The 21538-nt window shown below is 58.5% G+C and carries 6 protein-coding genes; 4 read left to right on the plus strand and 2 right to left on the minus strand.

The annotated features are described in order from the left end of the window. Nucleotides 1-133 precede the first annotated feature (133 nt). On the plus strand, nucleotides 134-5353 hold the full coding sequence (locus ACFSOY_RS00280) for an amino acid adenylation domain-containing protein (protein ID WP_386043188.1): 5220 nt from the start codon (nucleotides 134-136) through the stop codon (nucleotides 5351-5353). A 167-nt stretch (nucleotides 5354-5520) separates the two neighbouring features. Continuing rightward, the gene (locus tag ACFSOY_RS00285; protein WP_386043190.1) at nucleotides 5521-18423 is read left to right on the plus strand and encodes an amino acid adenylation domain-containing protein; all 12903 of its coding nucleotides are present in this window, start codon (nucleotides 5521-5523) and stop codon (nucleotides 18421-18423) included. Between the two features lie 185 nt (nucleotides 18424-18608). On the opposite strand, the gene ACFSOY_RS00290 is transcribed toward ACFSOY_RS00285, so the two are convergent. Together ACFSOY_RS00290 and ACFSOY_RS00295 are read right to left on the minus strand one after the other, a co-directional pair. Next, on the minus strand, nucleotides 18609-19286 hold the full coding sequence (locus tag ACFSOY_RS00290) for a hypothetical protein (protein ID WP_386043192.1): 678 nt from the start codon (nucleotides 19284-19286) through the stop codon (nucleotides 18609-18611). Nucleotides 19287-19298: 12 nt separating this feature from the next. After that, entirely contained in the window at nucleotides 19299-19727 is a 429-nt protein-coding gene (locus ACFSOY_RS00295; RefSeq protein ID WP_386043193.1) for a hypothetical protein, read from the minus strand. Between the two features lie 250 nt (nucleotides 19728-19977). Between ACFSOY_RS00295 and ACFSOY_RS00300 the strand changes: the two genes are divergently transcribed. Both ACFSOY_RS00300 and ACFSOY_RS00305 read left to right on the plus strand, forming a co-directional pair. Beyond that, on the plus strand, nucleotides 19978-20772 hold the full coding sequence (locus ACFSOY_RS00300) for a thermonuclease family protein (RefSeq protein WP_386043195.1): 795 nt from the start codon (nucleotides 19978-19980) through the stop codon (nucleotides 20770-20772). Nucleotides 20773-20889: 117 nt separating this feature from the next. Further along, nucleotides 20890-21447 (plus strand): GNAT family N-acetyltransferase, encoded by a 558-nt coding sequence (locus tag ACFSOY_RS00305; protein WP_386043196.1) that lies wholly within the window; start codon nucleotides 20890-20892, stop codon nucleotides 21445-21447. The last annotated feature ends 91 nt before the right edge of the window (nucleotides 21448-21538 follow it).

Raw genomic sequence — 21538 nt, forward strand, 5'->3', positions numbered from 1 at the left:
TAAACGAGCTTTCCAGTCACGATGGAAGGCTCGTTTTTGCGTTTCTAAAATTAACTGTTAAAGGGAGGTTTCCTTTTATGAATTGTCGAACTCTTTAAATCAGCAGTAGAACTCAGGGGGAGAGGGTAGAGTGATGACGATCATCGAATTGTTGCAGAGGCGAGCGCATGAGCAGCAGAATCAGCTCGCATATACATTTATGGGTGAGGATGGAACGGAACACACGTTAACATATGGACAGTTGGATCGAGAGGCAAAAGCGATCGCAGTCGAGCTGATGCACCAAGGGGCAGAAGTTGGCGACCGCGCGCTGTTGCTGTATGCACCTGGGATTGCCTATATCTGCTCTTTTTTTGGTTGCCTGTATGCGGGCGTCGTCGCGGTGCCAGCCTATCCGCCGCGCAGCAACGGCAATCTGGGACGCTTGCAGGCGATGGTCGAGGATGCGAAGGCGCGGTTTGCGCTGACTTCGACGGAGATCTTGCGCGGCGTGGAGCGGCGATTTGCAGAGACGCCAGAGCTGTCAGACCTTTGCTGGTTGGTGCCGGGGGCGGCGGAGCGCAAGATGGGGGAGCTGTCCCTTCCTCAGCTTTCGGAGCGGGACTTGGCGTTTCTGCAATACACGTCAGGATCGACCTCGCTGCCAAAAGGGGTGATGCTGACGCACGGGAATCTGGTGCACAATCTCGGCTTGATCGAGCGGTGCTTTGGCACATCGGCAGAAGATCGCTGTGTGATCTGGCTGCCTCCCTATCATGACATGGGTCTGATCGGAGGGGTGATGCAACCGCTGTTTACAGGCTATCCGGTCACGCTGATGGCTCCGGTCGATTTTATCCAAAAACCGCTCAAATGGCTGGAGACGATCTCGAAAAACAAAGCGACGGTGAGCGGCGGGCCTAATTTTGCCTACGAGCTCTGCTTGCAAAAGGTGACACCTGAGCAGCGAGATCAGCTCGACCTCAGCTCTTGGCAGATCGCCTTTACCGGGGCTGAGCCGGTGCGCGCCGAGACGTTGGATCGATTTGCCGAGTTTTTTGCACCTTGCGGCTTTCGCAAGGAGGTGTTTTACCCCTGCTATGGATTGGCAGAAGGGACGCTGTTTGTCGCGGGTGGCAAGAAGTCGGACGCCCCTGTTGTGCGGGCGTTCGAGGGGGAAGCGCTGTTGGAAGACCGGGCGGTCACAGGCGGAGATCGACTGCTGGTCAGCTCCGGTCGCGTCAACGAAGTGGAGCAGCGTGTCGCCGTCGTCGACACGCTGACCGGACAGATCGCCGCTGATGGCCGAGTCGGCGAGATCTGGGTCAGCGGGCCGAGCGTTGCGGCTGGCTACTGGAACCGCGCGGAGCAGACGGAAGAGTTTTTTGCAGCGAGGCTCGCTTCGGGCGAAGGTCCGTTCTTGCGGACGGGAGACCTCGGCTTTGTGCATGAAGGGGAGCTGTTTGTCACCGGCAGACAGAAAGACCTGATCATCATTCGCGGTCAAAACTACTACCCGCAAGATCTGGAGTTTGTCGTGCAGAATTCCCATCCGGCCGTGCACAACAGCAATGGTGCTGCCTTCTCTGTCCTCGTGGACGGCGAGGAGCGCTTGGTGGTCGTGCAGGAGGTGGAGCGCGCTCACCGCAAAGGGAACTTAGCTGAGGTCGTGCAGACGATCAGACAAGAGGTGTCGAAGGAGCATCAGCTGCAAGTCTATGCGGTGGTGCTGTTAAAGCCGGTCAGCATTCCGAAAACGTCGTCCGGCAAGGTGCAGCGCCATCTGTGCAAAGAGCGGTTTTTGAACGGGTCGCTTGAGGTGATGTACCAAGAAGTGCTCGGGGAAAGTGTGGAAAGCGGTGGTGTCCACAATGCGGAGCGGCCTGCCGATGCGGATGTCGATCTCCAGGTGACAGGAAATTCAGAGGCGATCGACCTGCAAGATTTGCGCCTGCGGGAGGCGGGCGATCGCCAAGCGCTGGTTGTCAAACATCTGCAGCGTGCGGTGAGCGCTGTGTTGAAGGCGGGGCACGTCGAGATCGATCTGTCGCTGCAGGCGCTGGGGATGGATTCGATGATGGCTGTTGAGCTGAAGCATCAGGTCGAAGAGAGCTTCCAGATCAGACTGCCGCTCGATTTCCTGTTGGACGGACCGAGCGTCGAGCAGGTGGCAGAGGAGGTGTGCCAAAGGCTTGCGGTTGGAGTTGAAGCGGATCTGGAGGTACGAGCTGGCGATCTTTCCGAGCATGCGCTGTCGCACGGACAGCGGGCACTCTGGTTTCTACAGCGTCTGGCACCAGAAAGCGCGGCGTACAACATCGCCCGCGCCTTCCGGGTGACCGGACTTGATGTGGAGCGATTGAAAGGCGCTGTGGATCGACTGGTCGAACGCCATTCCCAGCTGCGCACCGTGTTTTCCGAACGGGACGGTGAGCCTGTGCAAAATGTGCTTCCAGTCGCAGACGGCTATTTTGTGCACGAGAGCATCGCTGAAGCTGAGCTCAAGGCGCGGATGGATCGGGAGGCGAACAGACCGTTCGACCTGGAAGCAGGGCCGCTGTTTCGCCTCTATCTGTTCGAAGTGGAAGAGGGAACGCCTGTCATGCTTTGGGTGATGCATCACATCATCGTCGATCTTTGGTCGTTCGACGTGTTGCTCAAGGAGCTTGGCACGCTGTTCACAGGAGAGGAGCTACCAGCCCCGCGGTCGAGCTACGCGGAGTATGTCGCCTGGCAAAAAGCGTTGCTCGGCAGCGCGGAAGGAGAAAAGATGTGGGCCTATTGGCAGGAGCAGTTGAGCGGCGAGCGGGCGGTGCTCCAGCTGCCGACCGATCGTCCTCGACCGCCGGTGCAGACCTATCGCGGGGAGGAGCACCGCTTCTTGCTCGGAGCGGAGTTGAGCGCCGTGCTCAAATCGGTGGCCAGGCAGCAGGGAGTGACGCTCTATGCCTTGCTGATGGCGGCGTTCCAAGCGTTCTTATACCGGTACTCCGGGCAGGAGGACATTCTGGTCGGAACGCCTACGACCGGGCGTAGCAGCGTGAAACATGCGGGCGTGATCGGCTATTTTGTCAATCCGGTGGTGCTGAGAGGTCATGTATCCGGTGAGATGTCCTTTGCCGACTTCCTCGCGCGAACGAGTGAAAAAGCGCGCGGTGCCTTGCAGCACGGGGATTTCCCGTTTCCGTTGCTCGTGGAGCGAATCCAACCGGACCGCGATCTCAGCCAGCCTCCGCTCTTCAACGTCTTCTTCACGTTGCAGTCGATGGAAGAGGGGATCGCAGGCATCGAGATGGAACCGGTGCAACTGAGCCGTCAGTTCGCCCAGTTCGATCTGTCGCTGTTGATGGAAGAGCAAGAGGGGGAGCTCGGCGGGGTGGTCGAGTTCAACTGCGATCTGTTCGAAGCGACCACGGTGGAGCGGATGATCGGCCATTTCCAAGAGCTGTTGCGCGAGGTGGCGCTCAACTGCAAAGTCGAGATCGGCAAGATGAATATGATGACAGCCGAAGAGCGCACAGAACTGCTGATCGGTCGCAACTCGACCGCAACTCCCTTCCCAGCGGAAACGGGCTTGCATCAGCTGCTCGAACGACAGGCTGCACAGACGCCAGATGCGGTGGCGCTGGTGTTTGAAGGGGAGTCGATGACCTATCGGGAGCTGAACGCAAACGCCAATCGGCTCGCTTGGCATCTCCGCGAGCGCGGGGTGACAGACGACGTGCCGGTCGGCGTGATGGCAGAGCGGTCGTTCTCGTTTGTGATCTCCATCTACGCTGTGCTCAAAGCGGGCGGGGCGTACGTGCCGATCGATCCCGACTACCCGGAAGAGCGGATTCAATATCTGCTCAGCCATTCGCAAACAAAGCTGTTGCTGACCCAAGAAAAGCTGTTGTCGCGGACAGAGGGTGGAATCGCGGTGGATGCGCTCTTGGCAAGCTCGCCTTCGCTGCCCGATCAGAATCTCGATCTGCCCTACGACCCGGATCGACTGATGTACATTCTGTACACGTCAGGATCGACCGGAACGCCCAAAGGCGTGATGATCAAGTCGCGCAGCTTCGCCAATCTGGTGCACTGGTATAAGACGGAGTTTGAGATCGGGCGCGAGGATCGCGTGTTGCTGATCGCACCATCCTCGTTCGACCTCTCGCAGAAAAACCTGTTCGCACCGCTGATCGGCGGTGGGCGTTTGGTTCTGTTCACGCCAGGGCTGTACGATTATGACAAGATGGCCGACACGATCGAGCGAGAGCGCGTGACGCTGGTCAACTGTGCGCCGAGCGCCTTCTACCCGCTGCTCGATCTCGATCTGGAGAAGCTTCGCTCGCTCCGACAGGTGCACTTGGGCGGTGAGACGATCAATCTGGCCAAGATGAAGCGCTGGATGAAGTCGGCGAGCTGTTCGGCAGAGCTGATCAACACCTATGGGCCGACCGAGTGCACCGACATCGTCTCCTTCTATCGCGTCCAGCCAAAAGATGTGGAGGAAGCGGTGTCGGTGCCGATCGGCAAACCGGTTTACAACGCGAAGCTCTACGTGCTCGACCAGGGGCTGAACGTGTTGCCGCAAGGGGCGATCGGGGAGCTTTGCATCGGCGGCATCGGGCTTGCCAGAGGCTATTATGCGGCAGAGGATCTGACGGCTGCAAAGTTTGTGCAGACGCCACATCTGCCCGAGCAGATGGTGTACAAGACGGGCGATCTGGTGCGCTACCTGCCAGATGGAAACATCGACTATCTGGGTCGCATCGACCATCAGGTGAAGATTCGTGGCATTCGGATCGAAGTCGGTGAAATTCAAGCGGTGCTGCTCGAACATGATCAGGTCGCCGAAGCGCTGGTCATGGCGCAGGAAGATGATGCTGGCAACAAGCGGTTGGTCGCCTATGTGACCGGTGAGGCGGGACTCGATCAGCTGGAGCTGAGAAGCCACGTGAAAAAGAAGCTTCCAGAGTTTATGGTGCCTTCCGCCTTCGTGGTGTTGGAGAAGTTCCCGCTCACGCCAAACGGCAAGGTGGATCGCAAAGCACTGCCTGTGCCGGAAGGGGCGCTCGACCGCACTGCCGTCCCCTATGTCGCGCCGACCACGCTGACAGAAGAGAAACTGGTAGCGGTGTGGGAAGAGATCTTGCAGGTGGATCGCGTAGGCATTCACGATAACTTCTTCGACCTCGGTGGTCATTCTTTGCTGGCGACACAGGTGATCTCACGCGTGCGCAACCAATTTGAAGTGACACTCCCGGTGACGCAGGTGTTTGAAGTGCCCACCGTGGCCGAACTGGCCAAGCAGATCGACCGATTGAAAGGGGAGCAGAAGCCGCAACAGCGCAAGTTGGTGCGCGCCTCCCGCGAAAATCATCGCATTCGCTAAGCGAGCGTCTACAAAGTGGCGAATTCTGAAGTATGCATACAGAGAGTAAACCAGCACATTGTGTGTTGGTTTTTCTTTTCTACAAATAAATAACTTAATTGCAGGTCGAGTCTTATAACATGTAGAATTGAAAGCATTACAACTATGGGAATTGGGGGCTTTCAGTCATGACGGTGGCAGAACTTCTGCGGCAGCGAGCAGCGGAGCAGGGCGACCAGATCGCCTATCTCTTTATCAGGGAAGATGGAACGGAAACGAAAGTTTCGTATCGAGAGCTCGATCAAAAGGCGCGGCAGGTGGCCGCTTTTTTACAAGCGCAGGATGCGGTGGGCGAGCGCGCTCTGCTGCTGTACCCACCTGGAATCGAATACATCACCGCATTTTTTGCCTGCCTCTATGCGGGTGTGATCGCGGTGCCAGCCTATCCGCCTCGTGCCAACGGCAATCTTGGCCGTCTGCAAGCGGTGGTGCAGGATGCGGATGCGAAGCTTGCCTTGACAACATCTGCGATCTTAGCGAGCGTGAAAAGCAGATTTCGCGAGCACCCGGAGCTGCAAAATCTCGACTGGCTCGTGCCGGCTGCTGAGTTGGACGGCATGGAGAACGCGTATCGCCACCAGCAGATCGCAGGCGACGACCTCGCGTTTTTACAATATACATCTGGCTCCACCTCTTTGCCCAAAGGGGTGATGCTCTCGCATCGCAATCTGTTGCACAATTTGGAACTGATCGAAAATAGCTTTGGCACCAGCCCGCAGGATCGCTGTGTGATCTGGCTGCCTCCGTATCATGACATGGGGCTGATCGGGGGGATCTTGCAGCCTTTGTTCACCGGCTATCCGGTGACCTTGATGGCGCCGGTCGATTTTATCCAGAAGCCGTTCAAATGGCTGGAGACGATCTCGCGGACGCAGGCGAGCGTCAGCGGCGGCCCCAATTTTGCTTACGAGCTGTGTTTGCAAAAAATTACGCCGGAGCAGCGCGATGCGCTCGACCTGAGCGCTTGGGAGGTCGCCTTTACCGGCGCAGAGCCGATTCGCGCGGAGACGATCGAGCGGTTTGCCGACTATTTTACGCCCTGTGGGTTTCGCAAGGAGGCGTTTTACCCCTGCTATGGTCTTGCTGAAGGAACTTTGTTCGTCTCTGGAGGTCAAAAGTCGGAAGTTCCGGTCGTGCGCAGTTTCGATCGGGAGCTGCTGAAGGAGAACCGAGCGGTGAGCGATGGCGACCAGCGGTTGGTCAGCAGCGGTCAGCTCCGAGCGGGCGGCCAGCAGGTGCTGATCGTCGATGCGCAGGAGCGGACATGCTGTCAGGACGGGCAGGTCGGTGAGATCTGGGTGTCCGGATCGAGCGTTGCCAAAGGGTACTGGCGGCGGCCGGAGCAGACGGAAGAGACGTTTGCCGCCCGCTTGCAGTCTGGTGAAGGTCCATATTTGCGAACGGGCGATCTAGGCTTTGTGCTCGACGGTGAACTCTATGTGACAGGGCGTCAAAAAGACATGGTGATCATCCGCGGCAGGAACTATTATCCGCAGGATGTTGAGTTTGCGGTGCAATCATCGCATCCGGCGGTGAAAAACAGCAATGGAGCTGCCTTTGCCGTCGAAGTGGGGGGCGAAGAGCGCCTCGTCGTCGTCCAAGAGATCGAGCGAGCGTACCGCAAGGCAGATCTGGAAGCGGTCGTGCGCGCGGTGCGTCAGCAGGTGGCAGCCGAACATGAACTGCAGACGCACGCGATCGTGCTGCTCAAGCCGGTCTCGATTCCGAAAACCTCTTCGGGCAAGGTGCAGCGCCATCTCTGTCGCGAACGGTATTTGCAGGGGACGCTCGATGCGGTCTATCTGAGCCGCTTGGGCGAAGCGGATTCGGCAGAGCAGGATGTGGCAGCGACCAGGAGCAGTGACCAGCCCGCTTCGCTCGATCGGAACGAATTGCTCGCCTTGTCGAAGGAGGAAGCGCGGGCAGCTCTGATCGGCTATCTGACAGCCCAAGCGGAGAAAGCGCTTCGGCTCGCCGGGGGGACGATCGATCCATCGCTTCCGCTGAGCTCACTCGGCATGGACTCGATCGCAGCGGTGGAGTTGCAACATCTGGTGGAAGCGGAGTTTGGCGTCGCGCTCGCACTTTCCGACCTGCTCGACGATCTGACCGTATCCGCTTTGGCGGCCAACGTCTTGTCGAAGCTGACCGATGGTACTTCGGTCGAAGCTGAACTGAATGAGCGGGCGAACTCCGATGCGGTGATGCTGTCTGAAGGGCAGCGCGCGCTGTGGTATCTGCAGCGCTATGCACCGGAGAGCGCCGCCTACAACATCGCCCGCGCGGTCAGGCTGTCAGGTCGTCATGATGCGGATGCGCTTCGCCATGCATTCGAAAAGTTGGTCGAACGCCATCCGCTGCTTCGCTCGCAGATCGCAGAGCAGGACGGAGAGCCTGTCTTTTTGGTGCAGCCGTCCGAGCGGGTGCCCTTTCTGATCCTCGACGCGACGGCGTGGACGGAGGGTGAACTGCACACGCGCTTGCAGGCGGAGGCGGATCGTCCGTTCGATCTTGAGCAGGAGTTTCCGGTGCGAGCGCTGCTGTTTCTGCGCTCCGCACAGCAAGCGATCCTGTTGCTGAACGCCCATCATATCGTCTCCGATTTTTGGTCGTTTGGCGTGATGGTCAAAGAGCTGCAGACGCTCTACGCGGGCGAGGAACTGCCTGCGCCGCAGCGCAGCTTTGCAGAGCATGTTCGCGAGGAGAAGGCGATGCTCGGCGGCGCCAGAGGCAGAGACTTGCGCAACTATTGGATCGAGCAGCTGCAGGGACGGACAGCTGCGCTCAACCTGCCGACCGACTTTTCTCGCCCTGCTGAGCAGACGTTTGACGGATCGGCCGTTCCCTTTCGCCTGTCAGCCGAGCTGACCGAGCGCTTGCGCCGCTTGGCGCAGGAGCAGAAAGTCACCTTGCAGATGGTGCTGCTCGCCGCCTTTCAAGTGCTCTTGCATCGCTACACGGGTCAAGAGGAGCTGGTGGTCGGAACGCCTACGACGGGCCGAAACAGCGCCAAAAATGCGGGGTTGATCGGCTATTTTGTCAATCCGGTCATCATGCGTGCCGACTTTGCGGAGCGTCAGAGCTTCTCCGCCTTTTTGCAACAGGTCAGACGCACCGTGCTGGGGGCGCTCGCGCATCAGGAATACCCCTATCCATTGCTCGCTCAAGAGTTGGGAAAGGATCGCGATCCGAGCGATCCGCCGCTGGTGCAGGTGATGTTCACCTATCAAAAATCGCATCTGGCAGAGCTTGGGGCTGATTTTTCCACCTTCGCGTTGGGCGAAGGCGGGGCACAACTTCCGTTTGGCGATCTGACGCTCGAAGCAATCGAGCTGGAACAGCGGTTCGTGCAGGTCGACCTCGCCCTGTCGATCGCCGATACGGCAGACGAGCTGATCGGGAGGATCGAATACAACGCAGGGCTCTTTTTAAAGGAGACGGCGGTGCGGATGACCGCTCATCTGACCACGTTGCTGACCAGCATCGCAGCTGATGGCGATCGGCCGATCGCCACGCTTGAGCTGTTGACCGAGCGGGAAAAAGAACATCTGCTGACCGAGTGGAACGACAAGACGGCTCCTTATCCGCACCACCTGACCGCGATGGAACTGTTCGATCAGCAGGTATTGAAAACGCCTGAAGATGCGGCAGTCGTCTTTCAAGGGCACCGCATGTCCTATCGAGAGCTCGGACGGCAAGCGGATCGCTTGGCCGCACATCTGCGCGCGAAAGGCGTTGTGACCGGCCTGTTTGTCGGCTATTTTGGCGAGCGCAACCTCGACTGGGCAGTCGCTGTCTTGGCGATCTTCAAGGCGGGCGGGATCTATGTGCCGCTCGATCCGAAATACCCGATCGAGCGATTGACCTTTATGATCGAGGACACGACACCACAGGTGATGCTCACCTATCGCGATCTGGTGGACAAGTTGCCTCCGCATGATTCGCACATCCTCTGTCTGGACGAGGAGCGTGATGGGGGAGAACTGGTAGACGAAGAGCGCGTGCAAGGCGCGGTGACGCCTGACGACGTCGCTTATGTGATCTTCACATCCGGTTCGACAGGTCGTCCGAAAGGGGCGCAGGTGGAGCACAAAGGGATGCTCAACCATCTGCTGGCCAAGGTGGATGAGCTGGAGATGACCCCGGCAGATCGCATCGCCCAGAACTCGTCACAATGTGTGGACATCTCAGTCTGGCAACTGCTGACCGGATGGATGATCGGTGCGGAGACGCACATCCTGCCCGATGAGGTAGCGTTCGATCCGGCAAGGCAGCTCGATGAGATGGAGGCGACCGAGCTCACGATCGTCGAGACGGTTCCGTCCTTGTTGCGGGCGATGATCGAAGAGGTGGCGATGCGCGAGGCTGTCCCCGATCTGTCAGCGCTGCGCTGGATGATTCCGAACGGGGAAGTGCTGCCGCCAGAGCTCTGTCGCAAATGGTTGGCCTTCTATCCGCAGGCCTGGCTGATCAACGCCTACGGCCCGACCGAGTGCTCCGACGATGTGACCCATCATTTTATCAAAGAGCCGCCGGGAGAAGAGGTGACCAACGTTCCGATCGGTCGCGTGATTCCCAACATGAAGCTGTATATCCTCGATGCGGAGATGCAGTTGGTGCCGATCGGAGTGCCGGGCGAGCTGCACATCGGCGGAATCGGAGTCGGCCCAGGCTATCTCAAAAACGAGGAGCGCACCGCGCAATCGTTCTTGCCCGATCACATTTCCGGAATTCGGGGCGCTCGCCTGTACAAGACGGGCGATCTGGTTCGCTTGCGCCATGATGGTCTGCTTGAGTTTTTAGGCCGGATCGACAATCAGGTGAAAATCCGCGGCTTCCGCATCGAGATCGGTGAGATCGAGACGGTGATCGCCAAGCATCCGTCTGTGCTGGAGACGGTGGTCGTCGCACGTGTTGTAAAGCCTGGAGATAAGCGGTTGGCCGCCTACCTGGTGGTCAAGCAGGAGGAGCGGCCAACCCCGCGCGAACTGCGAAATTTTGTCCGGGAAAAACTGCCGGAACACATGGTGCCGTCCGCCTTCGTCCTGCTCGATGCGATGCCGCTTACGGCGAATGGCAAGATCAACAGACGCGCGCTGCCCGAACCAGATTATGCTCAGCTCGATGTCGGGTCGTACACCGCGCCGCGCACCCCGTTGGAGCAAAAGGTCGCCGCGATCTGGGCGGACGTGTTGGGAGTGGAGCGAATCGGTGTGCACGACCACTTCCTCCTCCTCGGTGGCCACTCGCTGCTGGCCGCGCAGGTGGTCTCGCGGACGAGCCGATCGCTCGGCGTGCAAGTGCCCTTGCGCACGCTGTTTGAAGCGCTGACGGTGGCGGAGTTTGCCGAGAAGCTCGCAGGTCTGCTCGATGCGCAAGGTGAGCAGCGCGCGCCGATCGTGCCGATCGACCGCTCAGCAAATCTGCCGCTCTCCTCGTCGCAACAGCGCCTCTGGATGATGGAGCAGATGAACCCGCAGTCGGCGTTTTACAACATTCCACACGCGCTGCGCCTGCGGGGAGCGCTCGATCGCCAAGCGCTGCTGAGCAGTTTGCAGTCGATCGTCGATCGCCATGAAGTGTTGCGAACGACCTACCGCGAAGTGGACGGACAGGCTGTCCGAGAAGTGTCGGACTCCTTTGTTGTCGCGCTGCCGACGCTCGACCTCAGCGGGCTGGCTGGCTCCGCGCGGGAAGCGGAGATCGGGCGACTGGCAGAGGAGCATGGCCAAAAGCACTTCGACCTCGCGCGCGGCCCGCTGATCGCCTGCTCGCTGTTGCGCTTGGCGGAGGAGGAGCACGTCCTGCTCTTCAATGTCCACCATATCGCCTTTGACGGCTGGTCGGTCAGCATCTTGATCGAAGAGCTGGTCGCGCACTACGAGGCGGTCGTGCAGGGGGCAGAGCCGGTGTTGGCGCAGCGTGTGCTACAGTATGCAGATTATGCAGCTTGGCAAAAGCGACGGTTGCAGGAGCCTGCTGTCACCGAGCAGCTCGACTACTGGAAAGAACGGCTGGCGGGGGAACTTCCCGTGCTGCAACTGCCGCTCGATCGAGCGCGTCCGCCGGTGCAGACACACGAGGGGGCGACGGAGCGCTTCGTGCTCGAAGCGCCGCTGGCAAAACGGCTGCATGACCTGTCGCTGCGCCACGGAGTCACCCTGTTCATGACCATGCTCGGCGCTTTCCAAGCGCTGCTCGCCCGCTACAGCGGACAGGAGGATCTTCTGGTCGGCACGCCGATCGCCGGCCGCCACACGCCGGAGACGGAGGGGATGATCGGCTTCTTTGTCAACACGCTGGTGATGCGCACCGACCTCTCGGGCGATCCGACGTTTGCGGAGCTGCTCGAACGCGTCAAAGAGACGGCGCTCGGTGCGTACGAGCATGATGAGGTGCCGTTTGAAACGCTGGTGGAAGAGCTTCAACCGGAGCGAAACAGAAGCGTGTCCCCGCTGTTCCAGGCGATGTTCGTCCTGCAAAACGCACCGACCGCAGAGCTGCGCTTTGAAGGGCTCAGCGTGGAGCGCATGCACATCGAGACGCACACCGCAAAATATGATCTGACCTTAGCGCTTGAAGAAGGGGAGGACGGCATCCGCGGGGAGTTTGAATTTAACACGCGGCTGTTCGATCGCGCGACCATCTTGCGGATGGTCGGTCACTACACGACGCTGTTGCACGCGGTGCTCGCCGAGGAGCGAACTCCGATCTCCACCTTGCAGCTGCTGACCGAAGCGGAGCGGGAGCAACTGCTCGTCGAGTGGAACCGAACGGAGCGCGACTATCCTGCTGAACTGTGCATTCATCAGCTTTTTGAAGCGCAGGCGGCCAAGCGACCTGAGCACCCAGCGGTGATCTATCGCGAGCAGGCGCTGAGCTATGGAGAGCTGAATGCGCGGGCGAATCGACTCGCGCGCAAGCTGCAAGCGGCAGGGGTTGGCCCTGAGAGCGTCGTCGGGCTGTTGATCGATCGGTCGCCCGAACTGCTCACCGCGATGCTCGCCGTGCTGAAAGCGGGAGGTGCTTACCTGCCGCTCGATCCGGCCTATCCAAAAGAGCGCTTGGCCTACATGATTGACGATGCGTCGCCGACGCGGATCGTGACGCGCAGACATCACCTTGCCTCCTTGTCGCCGCTCGACGGAACTTCGATCATGCTTTTGGATGATCAGGAAAGCGGAAAAGCGCTTGACGAAGCGGATCACCAAAATGCGGTTGCTGATGTACAGCCGAACCATCTGGCCTACATCATCTACACGTCAGGCTCGACCGGCCGCCCGAAAGGCGTGATGATCGAGCACAGGGGCGTGGTCAATCTGATCACCGAGCCGCAGCTGTTGTTCGATGCGGACAGCCGAGTCTTGCAGTTCTTCTCTTGCAATTTTGATGCGTCTGTTCACGAGATCTTCACCTCGCTCTCCGTCGGTGCCACCCTGGTGATGGCACATGATGAAGTGCGGATGCCCGGTCAGGAGATGATCGAGTTTCTCCGGCAGCAGCAGGTGACGCATGTCGATCTGCCGCCCTCGGTGCTGACCGCCCTGCCAGAAGCTGATCTGCCAAAGATTCGGGTGCTGACGACCGGGGGAGAAGCCTGCACGAGCGAGATCTTGACTCGCTGGTCGCAAGGCCGCATCCTGCTCAACCAGTACGGGCCGACAGAAGCGACCGTCACCGCGACGATGTCGCGCTATGAAAGCGTGACCGACTCGCTACTCCCCGACATCGGGCGACCGCTGCAGAACAAGAAAGCTTACATCCTCGATCGCAACTTGCAACCTGTGCCGATCGGCGTGCAAGGCGAACTGCACATCGGCGGGGTCGGCATCGCCAGAGGGTATCTGAACAGACCCGATCTGACAGCAGAAAAATTTATCAACAATCCGTTCGCAGCGCAGGAGCAAGAGCGCCTGTATAAGACGGGCGATCTGGTGCGCTGGCTCCCGAATGGTCGGATCGAGTTTTTAGGCCGTGCGGATGATCAGGTAAAACTGCGCGGATTCCGCATCGAGCTCGGGGAGATCGAAGCGGTGTTGCATGCGCACCCGAGCATCGCCCAATCGGCGGTGATAGTCGCCGAAAATGAGCGCGGTGACAAAGTTCTCGTCGCCTATCTTTCCTGTAAAGAAGGATGTGCGGTCGATGGGGCAGAGTTGCGCGCCTATGCGCAAGTAGCGTTGCCTGAGCATATGATCCCCTCGTCGTTTGTGTTTCTGGATGCGCTTCCGCTCAATCGCAACGGCAAGGTGGATCGCCGCGCCTTGCCGAAGCTGACGGGGGAAGTGGAAGAGCCGACCGGTCGACTGCCCGCATCGGATGCGGAAGTGAAAGTGGCTGCCGTCTTCTGCGAGGTGCTCAGCCTGCAGCGTGTGAGCGCCGAGGACAACTTTTTTGAGCGCGGGGGTCACTCGCTGTTAGCGACACAGGTGATCACGAGGCTGCAAGCGGCGTTCGACATGGACATCCCGCTGCGCACCCTGTTCCAAGCGCCGACCGTTGAAGAGCTGGCGAAACGGCTCCAAGCAGAAGCGTCAGCAGGTAGGACATCTCCTGCCCTTCTGACGGTGTCACGAGATGAGTCGCTGCCGCTCTCCTATGCGCAGCAGCGACTGTGGGTTCTCGAACAGCTTGCTCCGGGCACAGCGCTCTACAACATGCCAGGCACGGTGCGCCTGCAAGGTGAGCTAAACCGAGAGGCGCTCAGGCACAGCTTGCAGAAGATCGTCGACCGTCATGAGGCGCTCCGCACTTCCTTTGAAACGGTCGACGGCCAAGTGGTGCAGCGAATCGCAGAGCGATCACCTGTGAAACTGACCATCGTCGATGCTCGTCAGGCGACAGAGGAAGCTGTGTTGCGTCTGCTGCGCGAAGAGATGGAGACGCCTTTCGATCTGACGGTCGGGCCGCTTGTGCGCTTCCGCTTGGTGGAAACTGCAACGGACGATCATCTGCTGGTGTTGAACATGCACCACATCGTGAGCGACGGCTGGTCGATGGGCATTTTTGTGCGCGAGTTTGCCGCGCTGTATGAAGGGATCGTGACGGGAAGCGCAGTCGAGCTGCCCGCGCTTGCGATCCAATATGCCGATTATTCGGTCTGGCAGCGAAACTGGCTGGACAGCGGTGTGCTGGAAGGGCAGCTCACCTATTGGAAAGCGACGCTGGACGGGCTGACCGTCTTGCAACTCCCGACCGATCGCCAACGTCCACCTGTACAGTCGCACGCGGGAGCATCCGAACGGTTTGTACTGTCGGCAGAGTTGACCGAGCAGCTCCACGCGATCGGTCAACAGCATGATGTCACGCTCTACATGACCTTGCTGGCAGCCTTTCAGACGCTGTTGATGCGCTATAGCGGGCAAGAGGACATCGCGGTCGGCTCTCCGATCGCCGGACGCAACCAGCTCGCGACAGAAAACTTGATCGGCTTCTTTGTCAACACGCTGGTGATGCGCACCGATCTCTCCGGCAGGCCCACCTTTGCCGAGCTGCTCGGGCGCGTCAAAGAGACGGCGCTCTCCGCCTATGCGCATCAGGATGTGCCGTTTGAACGGCTGGTCGAAGAGCTGCAGCCGGAGCGCGATCTCAGCCGTCCACCGCTCGTGCAGACAGTGTTTGCCCTGCAAAATGCGCCGTTTGCTCGCGCCGAGCTGCCAGGGATGGTGCTGACGCCCCTTGAGCTCGAAGAAAAGAATGCGAAATTCGATCTGACGCTGTCGATGGAGGAGAGCGACGGACGATTGACCGGAATGCTCGAATATGCGACAGACCTTTATGATCGAGCGACGGTGCAGCGCCTGATCGGCCATTTTGAGACGATGTTGCAGGCGATCGCAGCCGATCCGAGCATGCAGATCACACAATTGCCGTTGCTCACGCCAGCAGAGGAGCATCTGCTGGTGAACGCTTGGAACGATTCGCGCAATGACTACCCGCGAGATCGCTGCATCCATCAGCTGTTTGAAGAGCAAGCGGAGGAAACGCCAGATGCGATCGCCCTCACGTTTGAGGGTGAGCACATGACCTATCATCAGCTCGATCAGCAGGCGAACCGGCTGGCCCGCCACCTGCAAAAGCAAGGTGTGGCACCGCGAGAGTTGGTCGGCCTGGCCGCCGAGCGCTCCTTTGAGATGATCATCGGCATGCTCGCGATCTTGAAGGCGGGAGGCGCGCTCGTTGCGCTCGACCCGAACTATCCTGAAGAGCGACTGTCCTACCTGATGCGAGACTCGGGGATTCGGGTGCTCTTGACCCAGCCGCATCTGGTCGATCGATTGCCTGAGCACGATGTGCAGATCATCATGCTTGCGGAGGAGCGCTTGTTGGCAGACGAGAGCTCGGAGCGGATCGAGTGCCAGGTGACAGCAGACGACCTGCTGCATGTGATCTACACGTCCGGCTCGACCGGACAGCCAAAAGGGGTCATGGTCACACATCGCGGGCTGGTGCGTCTGTTCCGCAACAACCCGACGGTCGGCTATCGGCAGGGTGAGGTGGCGATGCAGTTCTCGTCGATCTCCTTTGATGCGGCAGGGATGGAGATCTGGGGAAGTCTGCTCAACGGGATGCGCCTGGTGCTCTTCCCACCATATCTGCCATCGCTGGCTGAGCTCGGCACCGTGATCCGCGATGAGCAGGTGACGCTTCTCTTCCTGACCACGGCGCTGTTCCACCAACTGATCGACGAGCGGATCGACGATCTGCATCATGTGAAGCAGTTCATCATCGGTGGTGAAGCGATGTCCGCCCTGCAGGCGAACAAAGTGGTCGCCCAATTGCCCGACTGCCGACTGACCAACCTGTACGGGCCGGCTGAAGGCTCGATCTACGCGACCGCCTTTCAGGTGCACGAGGCGAAACGACCGTTGCAGTCTGTGCCGATCGGCAATGCGGTCGCCTCCGCCGAAGCGTATGTGCTCGATGCGCATCAACAGCTGCTTCCGGTCGGCGTGCCTGGTGAACTGTACATCGGCGGGGACGGCGTGGCGCTCGGCTATCTCAACCAGCCAGATTTGACTGCAGAGCGCTTCTTGCCACACTTCGATCGCGCGCGCCAAGCAGAGCGACTCTATCGCACAGGCGATGCGGTGCGCCGCTTGCCAGATGGCAACATCGAGTTTCTCGGACGTCTCGATCATCAGGTGAAGATCAGAGGTTTCCGCATCGAGCTCAGCGAGATCGAAAGCGTCATCGGCCAGCATGACAGCGTGTTGGAGCGCATCGTCATCGCTCGCGAGGGCCGGCTGGTCGCCTATGTGGTGACCGTTCCCGGTACATCATTGACCGGCGCGGAATTGCGCACGGCGCTGAAGAGCAAGCTGCCAGGCTATATGATTCCGTCCGCCTTCGTGCTCCTCGACGCTCTGCCGCTGACACAAAACGGAAAGGTCGACCGCCGCGCGCTGCCAGAGCCTGACAATTTCTCGTTTGGCGGAACGGAGGAGTACACAGCACCGCGAACGGCTACCGAGCGAAAGTTGGCAGCAATCTGGCAAGATGTGTTAAATCTGGAGCAGGTCAGCGTGTTTGACAGCTTCTTTGAGCTCGGAGGACATTCGCTGCTCGCCACGCAGGCGATTTCGCGAGTGAATGAAGCGTTTCATCTGCAGCTTCCACTGCGCGCTCTGTTCGAAGCGCAGTCGGTCGCCGCGCTGGCTGAGGCGATCGAATCGATCGCCGACGAGAAGGGAGAAGGCGCTGTGCAGCCAATCGTGCCGATCGACCGCAGCGGCAAGCTGATCTGCTCGTTCAATCAGGAGCGAGTGTGGATGCTCGATCGCATGGACCCGGGCACGCCCGCCTACAACATCCCGTCGGCGATGCGCTTGACCGGAAAGCTCGATGTGGACGCGTTGGAGCGGAGTTTCAACGAGATTGTAAACAGACACGAGTCCTTGCGCACCGCCTTTGGCGAAGAGGAAACGGGTGTGTTTCAGCGGGTGATCCCCTCGCGCTGGTGGCCCTTTGTGCGCCATGATCTGCGCGAACTTCCTGCCGAGCAGCGCGAAGCGGAGGCCAAGCGCTTGCTCTCGCTGGAGGTGGAGACCAACTTCGACTTGACTGTCGGGCCGATGTTCTCCACCATCCTGATTCAGCTGGGCGAGGAGGATTACATCTGGTCGTTGACGATCCATCACATCATCACCGACGGTTGGTCGATGGGGGTCTTTTCGAAGGAGATGTCGGCGCTTTACGAAGCGTTCACCGCAGGGAAAAGCTCGCCGCTGCCCGAGTTGCCCGTTCAGTTTGCCGACTATTCAGCTTGGCAGCGCAACTGGCTACAAGGTGAGGTGTTAGCGCGCAAACTTGACTATTGGGTTGATCAACTGAAACAGAGCGAAGCACCGCAGATTCGGACCGACTTCCCGCGTCCGGAGCAGATGAGCAAGCGAGGCAAGACGATCCAGTTCGACCTGTCAGTCGAGCTGACCGAGCGATTGAACGATCTGAGCGCCCAACTGGGCGTGACGCTTTACATGACGCTGATCAGCGCCTATCACTTGCTGCTCTCACGCCTCAGTGGACAAGACGACATTCTGGTCGGTTCGCCAGTTGCCAACCGCTATCGAAAAGAGACGGAGGAGATGATCGGGTACTTTATCGGCAACGTTCCGATGCGGGGCGATCTTTCGGGCGATCCGACCGTGAGCGAGCTGTTCCAACGGGTGCGCACCTCGACGCTCGGAGCGTATGAACATCAGATGGTGCCTCAATACTTGATCAGCAACGCGCTGGAGCGCAAGACCGCCCTGTACAACGCGCTGTTCATCCTGCAAAACATGCCGATCTCGGAGATCTCGTTGCCAGGTGTCACCAGCTCGATGATCGAGCCTGATATGGATGTGTCCAAGTTTGATATGACGATCACGATGATCGAGATGGAGGGACGGCTGCAGGGGTACTTGGAGTTTAGCACCGACCTGTTCCTGCTCTCGACGGCGGAGCGATTGATGGGACAGTATCAAGAGATCCTGCTCGCCTTTGCCGAGGACCCGACACAGCGAATCTCCCAGATTCGCGTGCTGTGATCGGAAATAAAGGATCGCTTTGCGGCGAACCTTAGCGTTCACTTCCAGATCGGGTAACGTTTAACTCGATCAACCTGCCAGAAGCAAAAGACCCCCGATCACCATGTTCAGGTGATCGGGGGTCTTCGCTTTGCACTCGATTGATTGATCGAAGCGGCTTTCTGCAAGTAAGAACGCTTCAACCATCACCCTTTCAGCATCTTTTGCTGTCGATACCAGGCTAGAAAGGCGAGAAACGGGATTTTGCTGGCGATCGATTCATATTCCAAAAACCCGCGGCGAAAGAAGATATATCCGAGGAGACTCAGCACCAAGAGCGGGATCGCATAGAGGTCAAACTGCCACTTGAGCACCAAGCTGAGCACAATTTCGACCGCTAAGTAAACGCCATAAAAAAAACCGAGGACAGCGAGCGAACGCATCATGTTGGCGAGGGCGAGAAAGAGGTCGCGTTTGATCATCTTGTCTTGAACGGGGGAAAAGGCGAGGTTGAACAGGTCGGGGTCGTTTGGCTGTACCGGCCTTCCGTAGAAGTCGGACAGCGAAGACAAGATCGCTTCATTCAGTTGGGTGGTGAAGCGCAAACTTGACAGGCGGCCTTCTAACCGGCCTCTTCTGCGCCGCTTGCGACGCCCGATCTGCAACAACCAGCTCGTCGTCGGCTCGCTTTCGATCGTCCGTGCGATCTGGGCGAGCAGCTGTCCTGCGAGATAGCCGATCACAAGCAAAAGCGCGAGCGTGCCGAACTGCATGCCGTCATTCCAGATCGGAAGTCCAGGCGCTTCTCGCTTCACGATTCCCAGCAACAGAACACCGGGGAAGAGAACTGCAATAAAATCATAGACTTGCAGCGGCAAATTCAAGCCAATACCTCCTTACTCCTCCTCTTGCAAATCTGCCGACGCGGACGGCTCTTCAAATTCCGGTTCCCAGAACGTGTATCGGCCGCTCGAACCGGCCACCAAGAAAAACCCGTCCGGTCGCGTCAGCAACCAGCTCTCCGTCTCTGCGCTCGAACAGATCGCATCCAGGTAGAGCTCTCCGTCAAATTCCACCTGCAGATCGGACGGAAAATCGGTGTGAATCAGGCGGGTGATCATTCTCCCCACCAAGTCTTGCCGCAATCGCACAAGCGCTTGCTGATCCAGCTTGCCATACCTCATGTATTCGCGGTTCCGCACTCTCCAAAAACATTCCACATGGAGGGTGCCAAAATTGAATTTAAGCGAGGGCGTTGAGTTGTCGATCTCCACATCTTTCACGACTTGACCGAGAAAACGTGAAAAGTCAATTGTACTGTTCATGCAAAATACCTTCTTTTGGAATAGATTCTCTTCATATCTTAACACTTTTCTCACAATGAGAACAGAGGTGAATGCGAAAGCACCGCCGTTTCAACTTTGCGGCAGGAGGGCCGTTTCGCAGAGCAAGTGAAAGCACGCGCAGGAGAGACGGAGGAAACGATCAGGCAAAGCAGGAGCTTCCTTGCCACAGATTGCCGGCCTTTTGCATTCTTCCATTTTTTATTGTAGCGTAGAACGTGGAGGAGAAGATATGAAAAAAATAGCACTGTTGTTCATTTGTTGTTTGGGGCTACTTGGCTGCGCAGAACCTGGTTCAGATAAAAATTCGTCTTCGCCATCGTCTGCTAACTCTGCAACTTCGGCGATCGAAGGGCGGTATGCGGTCGTGACCCATGTGGCAGATGGTGACACGATTCAATTGGAAAATGGCGAGAAAGTGCGCATGATCGGCGTCAACACGCCGGAGACGAAGAAGCCAGGCACGGCAGTACAGCCCTACGGCCAAGAGGCGAGCGATTTTACCAAAAAGGCGCTTGAGGGGAAAAAAGTTTTTGTGGAGACTGATGTCCAACCGACAGATCGCTATGGCCGAACACTGGCCTACATCTACACAGAAGCGCCGAAGACGGAGGCGGACATCGAAGCGCTGATGTTCAATGCGACACTTTTGCGCGAGGGCTACGCACAGCTGATGACGATTCAGCCGAATGTAAAATATCAGGAGCTTTTTCTCAAGCTTCAGCGCAAGGCGCGCGCCGATAATCTGGGGCTTTGGGCGCTCGGCATCTACAAAGATTCGGCGAAATCGACCAACGATGTTTTCGAAAAGGAAGTGCCGGAGGGAGCGAAGAGCGATCCGGCCGAAAAAGAAGCGGTTCAACCGACCGGATGCGCCGATCCGAACATCAAGGGGAACATCAACACCAAGGGCGAGAAGATCTACCACGTCCCCGGTGGGCGGTACTATGAGCAAACGAAAGCGGAGCAGCTATTCTGCTCGCCGGCAGAAGCGGAAGCGGCTGGCTTTCGTAAATCGAAACAATAAATACGTTATCCGGCTCTCGTCTGTTGACGATCCGATCTATGATCCGCTACTCATGTACAGCTACGAGCAACAGGAGATCGAGGTTAGGTGATCGACTGCAGAACAGGAGGAACCAAGATGATACGCCCGGCAAAAAAAGAAGACTTCCAACCAGCGATCGAACTGATCTATTCCACGATTGGCAACATAGCACACACCCTTGCCGGAACGGACGATCCGAACGAAACGAGACGAGTGCTCGAAGCTTTTTTCCAGCAGGAGGGCAATCGACTCAGCTATCAGAACACGCTCGTCAAAGAGCTCGATGGGCAGGTGATCGGCGTGCTCGTCTCCTACGCGGGCAGCCGCACTGACGAATTGGATCGTCCGTTTCTGGAACGCCTGATCGAGCTGACGGGCGATCCGCACCTGACGATCACCAAAGAAGCGCGAGATGATGAATACTACCTTGACACGGTGGCGGTCGCCGAAGGGTTTGAAGGGCGAGGATTCGGCCGAGAGCTGATGAGCGCTTTTGTGCAAAGAGCACAGTCGCAAGGTCACCAGCGACTGGCCCTGCTCGTGGAGCAGGAAAACGATCGCGCCTTTCGCTTGTATGAGCGGTCCGGCTTTCGCGTTGATGGCGAGCTGGAGGTCAGCGGCTATCAGTTTCGCCATATGGTCAAAGCGCTATAGTTCGAGTATCGAGCAGAAAGCCTTGGCAATTGCCAGGGCTTTTTTGTGTTGCACCGCTGCCGCCACAGCAGCTGCGAATCGAGAGCGCAGC

Source organism: Tumebacillus lipolyticus, from assembly GCF_042682745.1.
GTDB lineage: Bacteria > Bacillota > Bacilli > Tumebacillales > Tumebacillaceae > Tumebacillus_A > Tumebacillus_A lipolyticus.